This is a genomic window from Paracoccaceae bacterium, assembly GCA_012103375.1.
In the GTDB taxonomy this organism is placed as follows: domain Bacteria; phylum Pseudomonadota; class Alphaproteobacteria; order Rhodobacterales; family Rhodobacteraceae; genus WLWX01.
Genome location: WLWX01000001.1, coordinates 298,459 through 314,414, shown reverse-complemented (window position 1 = coordinate 314,414; position 15,956 = coordinate 298,459). Strand labels below are relative to the sequence as shown.

Sequence of the window (15,956 nt, the reverse complement as noted above, 5' to 3'; positions counted from 1 at the left end):
CGATGATCGACGGAGATTACCACGTCAAGGACCCCGACCCCGACAGCTATGCCGGAGGAGAATTCAAACGCGCCCGGTCGGATATTCGCCACTGGATCACCGCCGATGGCGCAGCGGGACCACCCGGCGATGGCGGGTTCACGCCTGATCCCGGTCGCTATCACCTTTATGCCGCGTGGAACTGCCCCTGGGCGCACCGGGCCTTGCTGGCCCGGGTGATGCTTGGGCTTGAGGCGGCGATCAGCGTGTCCTACGCCCGGCCCCGGCGCACCGATGACGGCTGGGTTTTTGATGAGGATGGTGCGTTTGCCGATCCCGAACTGAAGGTCGCCGCGCTGCATCAGGTCTATGCCCGTCAATCGCCCGGCTACACCGGCAGGATCACCGCTCCGGTGCTTTGGGATCGCCGGACACAACAGATCGTTTCAAACGAATCTGCGGACATCGTGCGGATGCTTGGCACTTTCGGGTCCGGGCCAAACCTGTATCCGGCACCGCTTCAGGCCGACATCGACAGCTGGAATGACCTGATCTATCGCACGGTCAACAACGGCGTTTACCGCGCCGGGTTCGCCCGCACGCAAGACGCCTATGACCGCGCCGTTGCCGAAGTCTTCGACACGCTGGATCGGATCGAAGCGCACCTGGCGACCCACGAATGGCTCTGCGGTGAGACATTGACCGAGGCTGACCTGCGCCTGTTTCCGACCCTGGCCCGCTTCGATGTCGCCTATCACTATGCGTTCAAATGCAACCTGCGCCGGTTGATGGATTACCCGCGCCTCTGGCGCTATGCGCGCAAGATCCATGCCATGCCCGGGGTCGCAGAAACCGTGCGGTTTGAGATTTACAAGCAGGGCTACTTCTCGGCTTCCGAGTTGCGCAATCCGCTGGGCATTGTGCCTGCCGGGCCGGTGATCGACTGGACGCTATAGGTCCAGATCGGCGAGCTTTGAGTCCAGTTCCGACCAATCCGTTACCACCAACCGGACAGGCACGCTCAGCACTTGCGACCGCGCCTCGGCACTCAGCCGCACGGCGTCTTTTTCGGTGCAGACCAGCTGCGCGCCCAAAGCTTCGGCGCGGGCCAGAAGCCGTTTGAACAGCGCGTCCGAAATCTGTTGATGATCGTCCAACGCAAGGCTTTCTGCGCGTTCGGCCCCAAGATCATCCAGGGTCGCAAAGAACCGCGCCGGATCGCCGATCCCGGCAAAGGCCACGACTCGCAGGCCGGCCCAATCCATCCCGGTTGCAAGGGGTTCCAACCGTGCCGTGACATGCGGGATCGTGATCACGTCACCCCAGTTTTCCGCAAACCGCATCTGATCCGACGTCGCCCCGACCGATATCAACAGATCAGCACGCGCCAGACCTGCGACAACCGGTTCACGAAGTGGCCCGGCGGGAAACACGCGGCCATTGCCGAACCCCTTCGCGGCATCAACGACAACCACCGACAGGGATTTCGCAACCGAGGGGTTCTGATGCCCATCATCCATCAGAATAACCTCAGCGTCGGTGACAGCCTGCACACCCTCCGCCCGGTTGCGCGCCACAATCGTGGTGGTGAAGGCGGCGTGGAGAAGCGCCTCATCACCCACCATGTCGGCAGTATGCTGACGCGGATCGACGCGCAGCGGCCCAGCCTCGGAACCACCGTGGCCACGGGTGACCACGCTGACCTTTTGACCGCGCTGCATCAACCGCTCGGCCAGGGCGATGGTCACCGGCGTCTTTCCGGTGCCGCCCATGTTGATGTTCCCGATGCAGATTACGGGAACATCCGGGGTAATATCAGCGGGGCGCGCCACCCTTCTGGCCGTAAGCCGCGCCGCAATCGCGGCGAGCGGCGCAAGCATTCGCGCACGTATCCCGGGCGCGCTGTGCGGTTTCTGCCAGAACTCAGGCGGGCGCATTGTCGACACCCTTGTCGGATCCACGATCGGCTTCGGCCAGGACTTCGCAAATGACTTCGACGGCTTTCTCGATGGCCTCGGCCCCTGCGGTTGTTACCTGCCAGGCGGCATGCGCCATTTCGGCGGCACGCTCGGGCTGCTGCAAATCCTCGACCGCTGCCCCCAGTTGCGCAGGCGAAACGACCGAGCGCGCCGCGCCAGCGGACGCCAGCCGGCCATAAGCGTCACGATGATCCGCAACATTGGTGCCATGCAGAATGGCCGAACCAAGCGCCGCCCCGGGCATCGGATCAATTCCACCCCCGGGTGCGACCAGTGAACGGCCCAGAAACGACACCGAGGCAAGACGATACCAGAGGCCCAATTCTTCTTCCGTGTCGGCAATGTAGATCTGCACATCCGGGTCAGGCTCGGCACCGGTGCTGCGCAGCGCGACGACCCATCCCTCACCGTCCAAACGATCGCGAAGGGCCGGTCCGTCGGCGGGGTTGCTCAGCGCCAGAATCAGCAGCAGGCGATGGGCGGAACGGGCGGCGCGTGCGTGGGCGGCGACGACGATCGGGGCTTCCGGAAAGGAAATGTCAGCGGCCAGCCAGACCGGGCGCGCGGCCAGCAGATCGGCCAGGGCGCTGCGATCGGTTTCATTATACGGCAGCGGCGCGGGCAGCACTTCGAACCTGCCGGTGCGAACCAGCCGGTCCGACAACGCGGTGCGGCGCTCCAGCGTCGCTGCAGCCTCGGCATCCGAAATCAAGATCCGGCTGGCGTGGTCCAGACGCGGGCCACGGCCCGGCAGCGGCAACAGGCGCTTGACCAGCCCGGCACCGGGAAGGACCGGATCAATCAGCACCAGCGGCAGCTTACGGTGAACCAGTTCATCATTGAATTGCGGGCGCAGATCGGCCGCGATCCAGACGGCAATGGCGGGTTGGTGACGATCAAGGAAACTGACAAAACCGGCCCGGTTTTCCGTTGGTAAAACAAGGTGTTCCGGCCCATCAAGCCTTGAATTAGACGTCACTGTCACGGCGAAATCCGGGTAAATATCCTGCAACCGCACGCCCAGCGCTTCAGCCGCCGCAAGCGCATCAGGGGTCCCGGCGTGCAGCCAGAGCGTCGGTGGCGGATTGCGGTTCAGGAACCAAGCTCTTCTGTCGGCGATGCGGGGGCTTCTTCGTCCCGCAAGCGGTGAATATGGGCGATGAAATACCGCATATGGGCGTTGTCCACGGTGCGCTGCGCCTCGGCCTTCCAGGCGTCATAGGCGGATGCATAATCGGGGAACATGCCGACCACGTGGATGTCCTTGACGTCCTTGAACGCGGTCTTGGTGGGGTCAATCAACTCGCCACCAAAGACGAGATGCAGGCGCTGGGTCATGAGGTGCTCCGGGGCGGCAAGATCATATTGCGCGCAGGGTATCGGAGGGCCGCGGGGCGGTAAAGCGGTGCGTTTCAAGGCGTCGGCAAAGGGTCGGCAAAACGTATGCAAAACGTATGGCAGGGGATAAGCCGCAGACGCTGAGTTTCGGATACTCTCCAATACCGCAGTTCTGATCCGCTACGGTGATCCAAAGAGCCGTCAGCTCTGTGAGGGCGTGCAACGCCGTATTCACATAAGTCTGGCCAGCAGCCCCTGATGGACACGGTTCGCAGCGGTCACCACGCCCGGCGTCAGCGCACCTGCGCTGTTGAATACCAGTGGCGCGCCGGTCCGGTCGCTGACCTCCGCGCCCGCTTCGGCCGCGATCAGGGCACCGGCGGCGATGTCCCATTCCCAGGCGTCGCGCAGGGTTATCATCGCGTCAAAGCGGCCTTCGGCGACCAGCGCCATGCGATATGCCAGTGACGGGCGGAAGTGGCGGTTGATGTCTGGCACGCCACCGGGCCAGTTGGCGGCATCCAGCGTGACGCGGGGCGTAAGGACGGTTGCGCCGCCAACATCGGTGCGCATGTTGGCGCGGATCGGCGCGGCGTTTCTGGTCGCCCCACCACCAATGACGGCGGCATAGGTGCAGGATTTGGCGGGCATGGCGATGGCGGCGGCGATTGGGGTGCCTGCCTCGACCACGGCGAGTGAAATTGCCCAGTTGGCCTGCCCGTCAAGATAGGCGCGGGTGCCGTCGATTGGGTCGATAACGAAGGTGCGTGCGGCACTCAGGCGGTTGGGATCCGCTTCGGATTCTTCGCTCAGCCAGCCATAGGCGGGGCGGGCGCTGCGCAGGTGGTCCTCCAAGGCGGCATTGACCGCCAGATCGCCCTCGGAAACCGGGCCGGCACCGTCGTCCTTGTCCCAGACCTGCGGGTCGGATTTCCAGTGGCCAAGCGCAATTGGCCCCGCCGCGGCCGCAGCTTGCAGCAGCAGCGCGAGATCTTCGGCAGCGTCATGCGCGCGATCAGGCCCCGGCAATCGTCAGCCCCGCGACCAGAAGTGACGGGATGACGCGCGACAATTCGGGGCGGCCATCATCTGCGGCGATCAGACTGCGCAGCATGTCGCGCAGATTTCCGGCGATGGTGCATTCATTGACCGGGTATTGGATCTGCCCGCCCTCGACCCAGAAGCCGGAAGCGCCGCGCGAGTAATCGCCCGTGGTCGGATTGATCGAGGCCCCGATCAGCGAGGTGACCAGCAGCCCGGTCCCCATGTCGCGGATCAGGTCGGCGCGGGTGGCATCGCCGGGCGTCAAGGTCAGGTTGCCGACCATCGGAAAGGGTGCGCCGCCGGTACCACGGCTGGCGTTGGCGGTGCTGGGCATTCCCAGTTTGTGCCCCGTCGACAGGTCCAGCGTCCAGCCGGTCAAAATACCGGCGTCGATGATCTTGCGATCCGCCGTGGCAAGCCCTTCTGCGTCGAACAGGCGGGACTGTGCGATCCGTGGGCGGTGCGGAGTTTCGGTCAGGGTCAGCGCGTCGGGCAGTACGGGCTGGTCCAGCGCGTCGCGCGCCCATGTCCCGCCGCGCACCACCGCCGCGCCATCGACCGCAGCCAGCAGGTGCCCGATCAGCGTGCCCGAGATGCGTTCGTCAAACAGTACCGGCGCGGGGCCAGTCGGCGGTTTGCGCGCGCCTGCGCGGGCGATCGTGCGTTCGCCTGCCTGGGTCCCGACCTGTTCGGGCGATGGCAGGTCGGCGGCAAAGACGCGGGATTCCCCGGCGTAATCACGCTCCATCCCCGTGCCTTCCCCGGTGATCGCAACAGCCGAGACCGAGCGGTTTGTGCGGGCATAGCGCGCAGCGAAACCGTTGGTCGCCGCCAGAGCGATATCAGAGCGGGAGTATCCGGCGCTGGCGGATTGAACCTGGCTGACACCATCAATCATGGCTGCTGCCGCTTCTGCGCGTCGCGCATCGGTTTCCAGCGTGGCGGCATCTGGCGCCGCGCCGGGATCGGCCAGTTCAAGCGCTGTCGCATCCGTGTCGCTGGTCAGCTGTTCGGGGTCAGCCAGGCCAACCGCGGCGTCCTGCGGCGCTTCGCGCGCCATGGCAACGGCGCGGGCGGCCATGTCTTCCAGCGTTGCCGCATCGCCCTTCCCGGCCGAGATATTCGCCTGCCGCTGGCCAACGAACACGCGCAATCCGATGTCCAGCGCCTCGGAACGCTCAACATGCTCAAGCACTCCGTTCAGGACATCCGCCGACAGGGCTGCGGATTGAACCGCGATCGCGTCAGCGGCGTCGGCACCCGCCTTCTTGGCAGCGGCGATCAACTGCCCGGTCAGGTCGAAAAGCGTGTCGGTCATATCAGGTGATGGTCCTTCTTCAGCCTCTGGCACCTAATCCGTGGTTCGACTGTCGGCAAGGCCGCTGACACGAAACGGGCCGCCCGGGTGGGGGCGGCCCGCTGTTGATGGTGACGAAGCGTCTTAGCGCAGGCGCAGCCCGTTGGCAGAGATGCCGCCGTCCGGCGTCAGCTCAATCTCGGACACAAGCGAGTCCGGTCCGGCGCCGGGGCGGGCGAACATGCCCATCATGCCACGAAAGCCCAGCGCCTGTTCTGCCGGTATCAGGCCCATCGCGATCAGCTTGTCCAGCAGCGCATTTGCGCCATCAAGGCTGAAGTTTGCCTTGCCAACCGGTTTGGGCATGCCCGGAAAGGTCTGCATGTCGGTATTGTCGAAGGTGAACGATCCGGTGCCCTGCAGCAGCGCCCCGGCGATGGCCAGCTGCAGATTGCGCAGATCCAGCGCATGGAGCTGACCCGGCACATCGGACCCGAAATCGCCCTGCTGAACTTCGGGCGACAGGATGTCGATGTTCCAGTTCGCCTTGCCGGTCGTGTCGATCACCAGTGTTGCGGGATCACGCGGCAGCGCACCGGCGGGGTCAATCATCGACCAGATCATCTCGGACACGGCAAGATCGCGCAGGGTCAGGCCAAAGGCGAAATCCTGCGGTGTGCTCGATACGGTGAGCGGCATGGCCAAACGGCCGCCAGCCTCGGCCGCGTTGATCTCGATCTGCGGGAACGGAATGTCCGACCCGTTCACGACAATCGCAATATCGGTGTTTGCGCCGCCATAATTGATACCGCTTTCATCCAGCGCAAAGTCCAGCGCGCCTGTTGCGGATGAGACATCTGCGGCAAAGGTCGACCCATCGGACCCGGAGGCTTGCACCGAATAGGACGCCGGACCGGTTGCCAGAGTCCCTTCGACCGCGAAACCGGCAGCCAGCATCGCGGCCATATCGGCCAGATCGGCGTTTGCCAGCATGGTCGACGTCGAGGTTGAGGTGATATTCGCAATCTCACCCGTGACAACGATGCGGCCTTCCTGCCCTTCGGGATCCGCGAAATCGACATTGATGGTCGCGCGTTCGATGTTGGAACTGGCGTCGATCTGGCTCGGTTCGCCCTCGGCAATGGTATAGCTGCCGTCCAGACCGATGGCTTTCAGGTCAAAGATGCCCTCAATCTGCTGCTCATCAACGCTGAGGTCCTTCAGCGCCAGGCCGACTTCGGGGGCCACATAGTCATATCGGCGCAGCGCGGAATCGCCCGAGGCGATCATCGTCATGCCGGCCATGTCAATCGCCAGCCGGTAACTGACATTCGGGCCATCCGGCACGTTCTGATCAAAAATCATGTCGAAATCAGGAGAGGTCGAGATTGAGACGGTGCCGTCGCCGCGTTCCTGAAAGCGCACTTCGGCCAGTGTACCGCTGGCGTCATCACCACCGTCACCGTCGATGTCCATCGCAATCCGAAGCCCTGAAACCACCAGCGTATCACCGTCGCGGCCGACATTGTCGGCTGTCAAAACCTCGCCATAACTCGCGGCCTGGGCCTGCCAATCTTCCCAGACTTGTTCGGCGGTTACGTCGGCAAATGCGGATGTCTGGGATACCAGCAGCAGGATCGCCGCGCCCCCCAGGGTTGAGCGATTGAACATGATTTACCTTTCCGGGTTGCAAATTTGGGCCATAGTCTGCCTGTACTGTCCGGCGCGTCAAGGGCCGGGCGGCTTGGCGTCGATGACTTTCGCGGTTAGGTCACCCCAAGCGCTGGAAGACAGGGGATGCAGATGATCCGAAACGTCACGCAAGGGTCCATGACCCGGCTGATTCTGGACCGTGCGGACAAGGCCAACGCCCTGAACTGGGCAATGCTGGACGCCCTGGATCAGGCTGTCAGCGAAGCGCAGAGCCCGGTTCTTGTGCTGACGGGCGCGGGGCGGTGTTTCAGTGCCGGGGCCGATCTGGCCGAGGTTGAGGCCGGTCTTGCCACCAGCCCGGTTTGGGAGCGTCTATCCGCCCGCATCGCCGCCTATCCTGGGCTGACGATCGCGGCGCTGAACGGGACGGCGGCGGGTGGATCGCTTGGCATGGTCCTGGCCTGTGATCTGCGGGTCTGTGTTCCGGATGCACGCTTCTTTTATCCGGTGATGCGTCTGGGCCGATTGTGTTGAAAAACTCCGAAATCAGAGCGTCGCGGATTTCTTGCGAAAACCTATGAAGCGAAATAGTCGGAAAGCTTTGACCACGAGACAGCGCATGGCTGCGCGTGAGCGCATGTAGGCGATTTGGGCCGACCCCCGCGCCAAAAATTTAGGATCGGGCTGCATGGAAAGAAAAATCATCGTTCAGGCCCTAAAACGGAGTTTTTCAACACAATCGGCCATTTGCCGCAACCGTCCGACCCGGCCCGGCTGAGCGCGCTGGTCGGACCGGCGCGCGCCAAGCTGCTGCTGATGGCAGGGCAGCGGTGGAGCGCCGAACAGGCGCTGACCTTCGGATTGGTGGATGACGTGGTACACCCGGACGCGTTGGACACAACAGTCGCGGCATTGGCCGCCGATGCGCTTGGCGCGGATCCGGGCCATGTGGCGGCAATCAAATCGCTGATCTCGCGAAGGGATTCCCGCCGCGATGCCTGACACCGTGGCACCAGTTGATGCGCTGGTCATCGGGGCCGGTCCCGCCGGTCTGATGGCCGCCGAGGTTCTGGCCGCTGCCGGATGCAGCGTCATCCTGGCCGAGGCTAAGCCGAGTGTCGGGCGCAAGTTTCTGATGGCCGGGAAATCCGGGTTGAACCTGACCAACGCCGGGGGACTGGACGCGGTTCTGGCCAGTTTCGGGGACCGGGCGGCGACACTGGAACCGATGATCCGCGCCTTTGGACCGGACCAGATCTGCCGCTGGGCGACCGCGCTTGAACAGCCGCTGTTCACCGGCAGCACGGGCCGGGTGTTTCCGCGCGCGATGAAGGCTTCGCCCCTGCTGCGGGCCTGGCTGGCGCGGTTGTCCGGGCTGGGGGTCGAGGTTCGGACCCGTTGGCGCTGGACCGGTTGGGACGGCGCGGATGTGCAGTTTGACACAGCGGAAGGGCCGCGACGCCTGCGCCCTGCGGTGACGGTTATCGCAACCGGCGGGGCAAGCTGGGCGCGGCTGGGCGCAGATGGTGCCTGGGCGACGATCTTGGCGGCGGACGGCGTAGCGATGGCACCGTTCCGCCCGGCCTTTGCCCGCCGACGCCGAACAGCTTGCTGCAATCCTCAAGGCCGTGCCGGTTGCCCACAATGGCCCGCGACCGCTGGACGAGGCGATCTCGACCGCGGGCGGGGTGCCGTTTGCAGCGCTTGATGCGGGGCTGATGATGCAGAAGCGTCCGGGGACATTCATCGCCGGTGAGGCATTGGATTGGGAGGCGCCAACAGGTGGCTATCTTCTGACCGCATGCCTGTCGACCGGGCATTGGGCGGGTCAGCAGGCGGTGAAATTCAGGAACACCGGTCAGGCGGAATGACCAGTGGGGCGTGCGGGGGTGCCAATGCCGCCGATGCGGCGACTTGATTTTGCCGCGTGACCCGGTCAGAGTTTCGTCATGACGATCCAGACTCCGACGCCGTTCCCATCGGCCCGCCCCGCACCCGAACAGGTGACGTTTGATCGTGGTGAACTTTCTGTCATCCTCAGCCTCTATGGCCGCATGGTCGCGGCGGGAGAATGGCGCGATTATGGCATGTCGTTCCTGCGTGAGGTCGCAGTATTCTCGGTCTTTCGGCGCAGTGCGGAAAACCCGCTGTACCGGATCGAAAAACGCCCCAAACTGCGCAATCGACAGGGGCTTTATGCGGTGATCGGGATGGATGGGCGCATCCTGAAGCGTGGCCATGATCTGCGCACCGTTCTGCGCGTGCTTGAGGTCAAGCTGATCCGCGCCGTCTGAAGGCGTCTGCGCAAGGGCGGACATCTGCCGGTGTTTTCGGATTGCGGGACGGCTGGTGCCGTGTGGGGTTACGCAGGGTTTCGCGTGATCCGTTTGCGCGACGTCGGCAACCCATCCCCGGCTGCTTTGATGCGTTTGATTGCGGCGGCGGTGTTTTCGACGACAACCTCTAACGGGGCGGATGTTGCGTGGATGATCCGTTCGCCGTCCATTGCCAGCGCGACATGGCCTTTCCAGATGATCAGATCGCCGCGCGCCAGGGTCGCGCCTTCGGGCAGCGGGTCACCAACCGCCGCTTCAATCAGGTCGCTGTCGCCGGGGCACGGGATGCCACAGGCCAACAGCGAAGCCTGGACCAGCCCGGAACAATCCAGCCCGTCGCCGGTATTTCCGGCCCAGAGGTAGGGCGTGCCGAGGAACAGTTTCGCAACCGCGACCGGGTCACCCTCGACCGACTCGGCGGGGCGCAGATGATCGGTCCGCACCCAGGCGGCGGGCTGACCCGGTATCTGGATCATAGACCAGATGCCGTCAGTCCCCGTCACGGCCAGCCGTGCGCCGAAGGGGGGGCGGAACAGCATCGCGGATTTCATATCGGGTTGTGCGAAGGCCAGCGTGTGGCGCATCGCGACGCGGTGCGTCGGGGTGATCGGATCGCGCAGATTGGCAACCTCGGTCCAGCCGACATAACCGTCTTTCTGCGCCTGCACGAACCCCCAGACGTTGCGGGTTTCAAAAAGCGTCACCGCCTCACCCAGCAGAACCTGTCGGTCCGGTTTTCCGTCCGGGGTTGCGCGCAAAAACGCCGCCATCGCGGTGACGGATTTAGGCTGCCCGTCAACATATTGATCTGCCGCAATAATTCCGCTGAGGTGCCGCGCGGCGACGCGGCCGTTGGCGGGTGTGATGCGACGATCGCTCATAAGTGCAGTATGCCGGGAAGCGCGTCGAGGATGGCTCGCGTCCCCTGCCCGACGCCGCCTTTTGGGCGGCCTGGTGCGGCGGTCGGCTGCCAGCCATAGATGTCGAAATGCGCATAGCGTGCCGAGCCTGCGAAACGGCGCAGGAACAGGGCGGCGGTGATTGCGCCAGCGAACCCGCCCGATGGCGCATTGTCGAGGTCTGCGATGCCCGGCTCGATCATCGCCTCATAGGGTTCGTGGAATGGCAGTTGCCAGACCGGGTCGCGCACCGTTTCGGCGCTTGCGCGCAACGCATCGGCAACGCCGGTATCATCGCAGAAAAAGGGTGCCAGATCCGGGCCGACGGCGACCCGCGCCGCCCCCGTCAGGGTCGCCATTGAAATGGTCAGATCGCTGTCACCTTCGGCGGCCAGGGCCAGTGCGTCTGCCAGAACAAGGCGACCTTCGGCGTCAGTGTTATTGATCTCAACCGTCGTTCCATTGCGCGCAGTCAGGATATCGCCGGGGCGGAAACTGGCGCCGCTGACCGCGTTTTCCGCGACCGGCAACAGGACGCGCAGCCGAATCAGCAGGCCTAGCCCCATGATCATCCGCGCCAGCCCAAGGACAGCCGCGGCGCCCCCCATGTCCTTCTTCATCAGACCCATCGAACTGCCAGGTTTCAGGTTCAGCCCGCCAGTGTCAAAAACCACGCCTTTGCCGACCAATGTCAGCACCGGTCCCGAGCTCCCCCAGGACAGATCAATCAGGCGCGGCGCACGGGGTGAGGCGCGCCCAACTGCATGAATCAGCGGGAAATTCTGTGCCAACAGCTCATCACCGACAATCACCGATACACGCGCGTCATAGGCTTCGGCCAGCGCGTGCGCCTGGGACTCGAGCTCATCCGGGCCCATGTCGCTGCTAGGGGTGTTGATCAGATCGCGGGTCAGCGCCTCGCCCGCGGCGATGTGCATCAGCCGGTCAGCGTCAACCCCTTTGGGTGCAACCAGCTGAGCCTTTGGCGGTGTTTTGTCGTTGTAGCGTGTGAAGCAGTAGCCACCCAACAGCCAGCCCAGCGCGCATTCGTTCAGATCATCGCCGTCGGGCGAATCGGTCAGTGCATAGGTTGCCGCAGGCAAGGCGGCGCGGATGGTCGCGGCCAGAAACCGCTTCCTGCGGGGGTGTGCGGCCTTGCCAAGCCCGCCGATTGCCGCGCGCAGGTTGCCATCCGCGCCCGGAATCGCCAGCGCGCTGCCAGCGGCGGCGCGAAAGCCATTGACCGCGACCCAGGCCTGCACGCTGTCGTCCTGCCTGGTCAGCCAATCTTGCAACTGATCGGCCAGGACCAGCGACAACGGCACTGCATCTTTCGTTGGTTTGGCAAAGCTGAGGGGCATGGCAGTGTTCCGCTGGACAAATCCAGCAGAACACTAGCCGTTGGGCGTCACGCTGCAACCCCGCGCGCGGAGTGACGTTCAGCCGGTGGTGTTTCGCAGGTCGCAGACCACCGACATCGACCCTTCGCCCATGCGCAACAATCGCGCCACTGTCGCGGCCAATGCGGCGCTGTTCCCGATCAACCCAGTATTCTGGACGTCGCGCGCGACCTTTGACAGGTTCCCCATCCCCATCTGTTCGGCAATTCCGCCCAGCCCGCGCGCCCGGCGGACAACATCGTCAACATCACCGCCTGCCCAGGCGAATTCCAGTTGCGTCAAACGCTCGGCCAGTTCATCCATGGCCCGTGCCAACACGTCCCCGGCCTTTGTGCGCCCAAGATGGTCGACCAGACCGGACAGGCGGTCATGATCCACGGTGACGTCTTCGTTAATAAACAATCGTGCTACACGACTCATGCTACTCTTTCCCATCTGTTCCCTCTCACACCGGCATTAACACCCAACAGCCTTCATAAATCGTTTCGCCGGAACGGTGATATCCCTCGAATTTCGTGCGAATACCTCCTATTTACATCGTGTTGACCAAGCGAGGATGCCCATGTTGAACGCCAGCCATCTGCCGACCTATCTTGTGAAGCGCTATCAGGGCTGGAAAGCTACGACCTGGGCGGAAAACAAGGCCTGGTATCGCCGATTGGCCGAAGATGGGCAGCGCCCGCGCGTGATGGTGATTTCCTGCTGTGACAGCCGGGTGCATGTCACGTCGATCTTTGGCGCCGATCAGGGAGAGTTCTTCATTCACCGCAACATCGCCAGCCTGGTGCCGCCGTTTGGGCCATCCGGCGATTATCACGGCACCTCGGCGGCGGTCGAATACGCCGTCAAACACCTGAAAGTCGCGCATCTGATCGTTCTGGGTCATTCTTCATGCGGCGGCGTTCAGGCCTGTCGCGATATGTGTTCGGGTCAGGCGCCTGAACTGGCCGAAGATACAAGTTTTATCGGACGCTGGATCGACATTCTGCGCCCCGGGTTTGAGCGGCTGGGCGAAGCCGGCAATGATCTGCAAACGCTGGAACGCGAGGCGGTGCTGATCTCGCTCGAGAATCTGATGACATTCCCCTTCGTGCGCGACGCGGTCGAGGCCGAGCGTCTGTCGCTGCACGGGCTTTATACGGATATCGGCGAAGGCGGGCTGGAAGTTTACGATGCAAAGGTTGAACGCTTCAGCCCGATCTGACCGCGTCCGGCTTCCCGCCGGGCCGCCGCCACGCCCCCGGTTCCCCTCAGAACCAAACGTGGCGGCGTGCAGCCGGTCTTTCCCCCCGTTCCCCCGGTGGAATCAGCCGTAGCTGATGTTCATGGCCCTGTCGGCCGAGCGCAGGTCGCCTGCAAACAAGGTGCGCATCTCGATCGCGGTCACCGGTTCATCGGCCTCCATGGCGGTACCCGCACCTGGAACCGCGATTCTGGTCAGCGGCGTCTGAGCATGTGCAGCAAAAAGTTTGATCGCGGTTTTCGTCCAGGCCATGTTGCGTCCCCTTGGTGTCTTTCGATGACACAGGTTTTGCCACATCAGCCTTAACAGCCCCTCAATCGAAACGATCCAAGTCGTTCGACTGCAATCGTTTCCATTACCGCTCGCTTAACCATGCGTCCTGCGGCGCGACGGTCGGATGTTGCAGGATGTAAGTCTGCTGCGCGCCGATCCAGATGAACCGGCGCGCATATCAAGTGCGGCGTTAGCCCTTCTTCAGCACCCGGTTGCCCAGAAGCTCGGCGATCTGCACCGCGTTCAGCGCCGCGCCTTTCCTGAGGTTGTCGCTGACCACCCAGATGTTCAGGCCGTTGTCGATTGTCGGGTCCTGGCGGATCCGGCTGACGAAGGTGGCAAAATCACCGACACATTCGACGGGCGTGATATAGCCGCCGTCTTCGCGCTTATCGACGACCAGCACACCGGGAGAGGTGCGCAGAATCTCGCGCGCTTCGTCCTCATCCAGAGGGTCCTCGAATTCGATATTCACGGCTTCGGAATGGCCGACGAAGACCGGCACCCGCACGCAGGTCGCGGTGACCTTGATTTTCGGGTCGACGATTTTTTTCGTTTCGGCAACCATCTTCCATTCTTCCTTGGTCTCGCCCGAGTCCATGAAAGCGTCGATATGCGGAATCACGTTGAAGGCGATCTGCTTGGTGAACTTGGTTGCCGGCTTGTCATCGGTCGGGTTGTAGATCGACTTGGTCTGATCCCACAGCTCGTCCATGCCCGCCTTCCCGGCGCCGCTGACGGATTGATATGTGCTGACTACAACCCGCTTGATCGTCGCGCGATCATGCAGCGGCTTCAGCGCCACGACCATCTGCGCGGTCGAACAATTCGGGTTCGCGATGATGTTCTTGGCCGCGTAGCCTTCGACCGCGTCTGGGTTCACCTCGGGCACGATCAGCGGGACTTGCGGGTCATAGCGGTAGAGTGACGAGTTATCGATCACAACACAGCCCGCCTTGGCCGCGCGCGGGCCGTAAGTTTTCGTCGCGTCCGAGCCGATGGCGAACAGCGCGATATCCCAGCCGGTGAAATCGAAGGTGTCGATGTCTTTGACCTTCAGGGTCTTGTCGCCAAATGTAACCTCGGTCCCTTGTGAGCGGCGCGAGGCAAGGGCCGCGATCTCATCCACGGGGAACTGGCGCTCGGCCAGGATGTTCAGCATTTCGTGGCCCACGTTGCCCGTGGCGCCAGCGACGACGATTCTATAGCCCATCGGGGCCTCCTGTTGGTCTTCGTAAACGCGCCCCCTTACCGCCGTTCCGGGGCAAGGAAAAGACCCTCAGTCGACCGAGTCGCGGGCGAACAGGTAAAATGCACAGCCGATGAACAGCGCGGCGCCGTAGATAAGGAAGGTGACGGCATAGGCATCGGCAGGCGGGGCGGGGCCGGTACTGGCGGCGAATACACGGCCCGTGATCAATTGCATCACGCCGACGCCGCCAACCCCGAACAGGTTCATCAGGGTGACACCGCGTCCGGTCAGATGGGCGGGGATGAAGCTGCGGGCGTGGGCGATCAGAACGGCAAAGCTGCCTCCCATGAATCCGACCAGCGCCATCAGCAGTGTGGCCTGAATAATGCCAGCCGTTGGGGAAACCGCAAGGATCAGACAGCCCACCCCACCCAGCAGGTTGCCGGTTAGGGCCACCCATTTGCGGGTGCCGAGGATGCGATCCATCGGGCCGTAGACAAAATTACCGATCACCATCGCCAGCCCCATCACCAGCGAGGCGGTGCCAATCACCGTGTCGCTGGCGCTGTAGACATCGTCCAGATATGGCCCGATCCAGACGCCGCGAATACCGGCGGCGGCATAATTGACGAACATCAGCGCGAATAGCGGCCAGAGGATCGGCATGCGCAGCAAATCAATGACCGAGCCGCGCTGCCCATCAGTTTTTTCAGCCGGGGGCGGATCGCGCACCAGCACCAGCATGGCCAGCGCCGCCGCCAGTGTGATCAACGCCAGCGCCGCCAGCGCCCCGCGCCAACCCAGCGCCTGCACCGCCAATGTCATCGGAAGCGCAGCGGCCAGATTGCCGAGCGAGCCAAAGCCCAGAACCGCCCCCGCATAGGTGGCGAAGACCGCCGGGCGGCTGTTGCGCGCCAGGATGTAGTAACAGGCCATCAGCACGGGCGAGCAACCGATGCCAATCAGCACCATCGCCGCGTCGATGTGCCAGACCCGGGTCGCCATCGCGAACAGCGCCGCACCCCCTGCCCCGCCAATGGCCAGCAATGTGCTGGCGGTGCGGCGCGGGCCAATGATGTCCAACGCCCAACCGACGGGAACTTGCATGAGCGCAAAGATCAGGAACCACAGGCCCGAAGCGCGTGCCAGATCGTCGGGCATCGCGCCAAGGTCGGCTTCAAGCGCCGGGGCCAGCACTGCAAGGAAGGCGCGATAAAACTGGCTGAGCATATAGCTCAGCGTCAAAATGATGATCGCGCGTGACACGTCCGGCGGCGTCCTGCCTGTTGCTTGCAATGCCCTACACGCGACACGGGGCGATGG

General features: G+C 63.6%; 17 protein-coding genes and 1 pseudogene. 6 read left to right on the top strand and 12 right to left on the bottom strand.

What is annotated here, in order from left to right; genetic code table 11:
• Positions 1-2 precede the first annotated feature (2 nt).
• Positions 3-935 (top strand): glutathione-dependent reductase, encoded by a 933-nt coding sequence (locus GKR99_01620; GenBank protein NKB26315.1) that lies wholly within the window; start codon positions 3-5, stop codon positions 933-935.
• Here the strand turns inward: GKR99_01620 and GKR99_01615 are convergent.
• The 6 genes from GKR99_01615 to GKR99_01590 form a co-directional block, all read right to left on the bottom strand.
• Positions 930-1,916, bottom strand: a complete 987-nt coding sequence (locus GKR99_01615; protein NKB26314.1) for a tetraacyldisaccharide 4'-kinase — start codon at positions 1,914-1,916, stop codon at positions 930-932. The genes GKR99_01620 and GKR99_01615 overlap by 6 nt on opposite strands.
• Positions 1,903-3,171 carry a hypothetical protein gene (locus GKR99_01610; GenBank protein ID NKB26313.1) on the bottom strand — a complete coding sequence of 423 codons (1,269 nt, stop codon included), beginning with the start codon at positions 3,169-3,171 and terminating at the stop codon, positions 1,903-1,905. Before GKR99_01610 ends, GKR99_01615 begins: the two co-directional genes overlap by 14 nt.
• Positions 3,051-3,296, bottom strand: a complete 246-nt coding sequence (locus GKR99_01605) for a DUF4170 domain-containing protein (protein ID NKB26312.1) — start codon at positions 3,294-3,296, stop codon at positions 3,051-3,053. Before GKR99_01605 ends, GKR99_01610 begins: the two co-directional genes overlap by 121 nt.
• A gap of 231 nt (positions 3,297-3,527) precedes the next feature.
• Positions 3,528-4,325, bottom strand: coding sequence for a 3'(2'),5'-bisphosphate nucleotidase CysQ (locus GKR99_01600; GenBank protein ID NKB26311.1), 798 nt, complete (start codon positions 4,323-4,325; stop codon positions 3,528-3,530).
• Complete coding sequence (locus tag GKR99_01595; GenBank protein NKB26310.1) at positions 4,312-5,658, bottom strand: TldD/PmbA family protein; 1,347 nt, start codon at positions 5,656-5,658, stop codon at positions 4,312-4,314. Before GKR99_01595 ends, GKR99_01600 begins: the two co-directional genes overlap by 14 nt.
• A 123-nt stretch (positions 5,659-5,781) precedes the next feature.
• Entirely contained in the window at positions 5,782-7,308 is a 1,527-nt protein-coding gene (locus tag GKR99_01590; protein NKB26309.1) for a DUF2125 domain-containing protein, read from the bottom strand.
• Between the two features lie 132 nt (positions 7,309-7,440).
• Between GKR99_01590 and GKR99_01585 the strand changes: the two genes are divergently transcribed.
• The 4 genes and pseudogenes from GKR99_01585 (at position 7,441) to GKR99_01570 (ending at position 9,584) form a co-directional block, all read left to right on the top strand.
• Positions 7,441-7,824 (top strand): hypothetical protein, encoded by a 384-nt coding sequence (locus tag GKR99_01585; protein ID NKB26308.1) that lies wholly within the window; start codon positions 7,441-7,443, stop codon positions 7,822-7,824.
• A 114-nt stretch (positions 7,825-7,938) separates the two neighbouring features.
• A complete protein-coding gene (locus GKR99_01580) occupies positions 7,939-8,292 on the top strand; it encodes a hypothetical protein (protein NKB26307.1) in 354 nt (117 codons plus the stop codon).
• Positions 8,285-9,161 (top strand): annotated as a pseudogene (locus GKR99_01575) (FAD-binding protein). Before GKR99_01580 ends, GKR99_01575 begins: the two are co-directional and overlap by 8 nt.
• A 78-nt stretch (positions 9,162-9,239) precedes the next feature.
• Positions 9,240-9,584 carry a DUF2794 domain-containing protein gene (locus GKR99_01570; GenBank protein ID NKB26306.1) on the top strand — a complete coding sequence of 115 codons (345 nt, stop codon included), beginning with the start codon at positions 9,240-9,242 and terminating at the stop codon, positions 9,582-9,584.
• Between the two features lie 68 nt (positions 9,585-9,652).
• On the opposite strand, the gene GKR99_01565 is transcribed toward GKR99_01570, so the two are convergent.
• The 3 genes from GKR99_01565 to GKR99_01555 all read right to left on the bottom strand — a co-directional run bounded on the left by GKR99_01565 (position 9,653) and on the right by GKR99_01555 (position 12,345).
• On the bottom strand, positions 9,653-10,507 hold the full coding sequence (locus GKR99_01565) for an NLP/P60 hydrolase (GenBank protein ID NKB26305.1): 855 nt from the start codon (positions 10,505-10,507) through the stop codon (positions 9,653-9,655).
• On the bottom strand, positions 10,504-11,886 hold the full coding sequence (locus GKR99_01560; protein NKB26304.1) for a leucyl aminopeptidase family protein: 1,383 nt from the start codon (positions 11,884-11,886) through the stop codon (positions 10,504-10,506). The genes GKR99_01565 and GKR99_01560 overlap by 4 nt, the downstream gene beginning before the upstream one ends.
• A gap of 78 nt (positions 11,887-11,964) precedes the next feature.
• The gene (locus GKR99_01555) at positions 11,965-12,345 is read right to left on the bottom strand and encodes a hypothetical protein (GenBank protein NKB26303.1); all 381 of its coding nucleotides are present in this window, start codon (positions 12,343-12,345) and stop codon (positions 11,965-11,967) included.
• A 142-nt stretch (positions 12,346-12,487) separates the two neighbouring features.
• On the opposite strand from GKR99_01555, the gene GKR99_01550 reads away from it, so the two are divergent.
• Entirely contained in the window at positions 12,488-13,129 is a 642-nt protein-coding gene (locus tag GKR99_01550; GenBank protein ID NKB26302.1) for a carbonic anhydrase, read from the top strand.
• A gap of 102 nt (positions 13,130-13,231) precedes the next feature.
• Here GKR99_01550 and GKR99_01545 read toward each other — a convergent pair whose 3' ends face one another.
• The 3 genes from GKR99_01545 to GKR99_01535 form a co-directional block, all read right to left on the bottom strand.
• Positions 13,232-13,420: a hypothetical protein gene (locus GKR99_01545; protein NKB26301.1), complete on the bottom strand. Its 189-nt coding sequence runs from the start codon at positions 13,418-13,420 to the stop codon at positions 13,232-13,234.
• Positions 13,421-13,631: 211 nt separating this feature from the next.
• Positions 13,632-14,654 (bottom strand): aspartate-semialdehyde dehydrogenase, encoded by a 1,023-nt coding sequence (locus GKR99_01540; protein NKB26300.1) that lies wholly within the window; start codon positions 14,652-14,654, stop codon positions 13,632-13,634.
• Positions 14,655-14,720: 66 nt separating this feature from the next.
• Positions 14,721-15,899 (bottom strand): MFS transporter, encoded by a 1,179-nt coding sequence (locus GKR99_01535; protein NKB26299.1) that lies wholly within the window; start codon positions 15,897-15,899, stop codon positions 14,721-14,723.
• Positions 15,900-15,956 lie beyond the last annotated feature (57 nt).

Coding starts and splice junctions, on each gene's coding strand:
- GKR99_01570 (NKB26306.1), top strand. CDS start 9,240: ATGACGATCCAGACTCCGACGCCGTTCCCATCGGCCCGCCCCGCACCC.
- GKR99_01605 (NKB26312.1), bottom strand. CDS start 3,296: ATGACCCAGCGCCTGCATCTCGTCTTTGGTGGCGAGTTGATTGACCCC.
- GKR99_01560 (NKB26304.1), bottom strand. CDS start 11,886: ATGCCCCTCAGCTTTGCCAAACCAACGAAAGATGCAGTGCCGTTGTCG.
- GKR99_01595 (NKB26310.1), bottom strand. CDS start 5,658: ATGACCGACACGCTTTTCGACCTGACCGGGCAGTTGATCGCCGCTGCC.
- GKR99_01590 (NKB26309.1), bottom strand. CDS start 7,308: ATGTTCAATCGCTCAACCCTGGGGGGCGCGGCGATCCTGCTGCTGGTA.
- GKR99_01555 (NKB26303.1), bottom strand. CDS start 12,345: ATGAGTCGTGTAGCACGATTGTTTATTAACGAAGACGTCACCGTGGAT.
- GKR99_01545 (NKB26301.1), bottom strand. CDS start 13,420: ATGGCCTGGACGAAAACCGCGATCAAACTTTTTGCTGCACATGCTCAG.
- GKR99_01565 (NKB26305.1), bottom strand. CDS start 10,507: ATGAGCGATCGTCGCATCACACCCGCCAACGGCCGCGTCGCCGCGCGG.
- GKR99_01540 (NKB26300.1), bottom strand. CDS start 14,654: ATGGGCTATAGAATCGTCGTCGCTGGCGCCACGGGCAACGTGGGCCAC.
- GKR99_01620 (NKB26315.1), top strand. CDS start 3: ATGATCGACGGAGATTACCACGTCAAGGACCCCGACCCCGACAGCTAT.
- GKR99_01585 (NKB26308.1), top strand. CDS start 7,441: ATGATCCGAAACGTCACGCAAGGGTCCATGACCCGGCTGATTCTGGAC.
- GKR99_01615 (NKB26314.1), bottom strand. CDS start 1,916: ATGCGCCCGCCTGAGTTCTGGCAGAAACCGCACAGCGCGCCCGGGATA.
- GKR99_01550 (NKB26302.1), top strand. CDS start 12,488: ATGTTGAACGCCAGCCATCTGCCGACCTATCTTGTGAAGCGCTATCAG.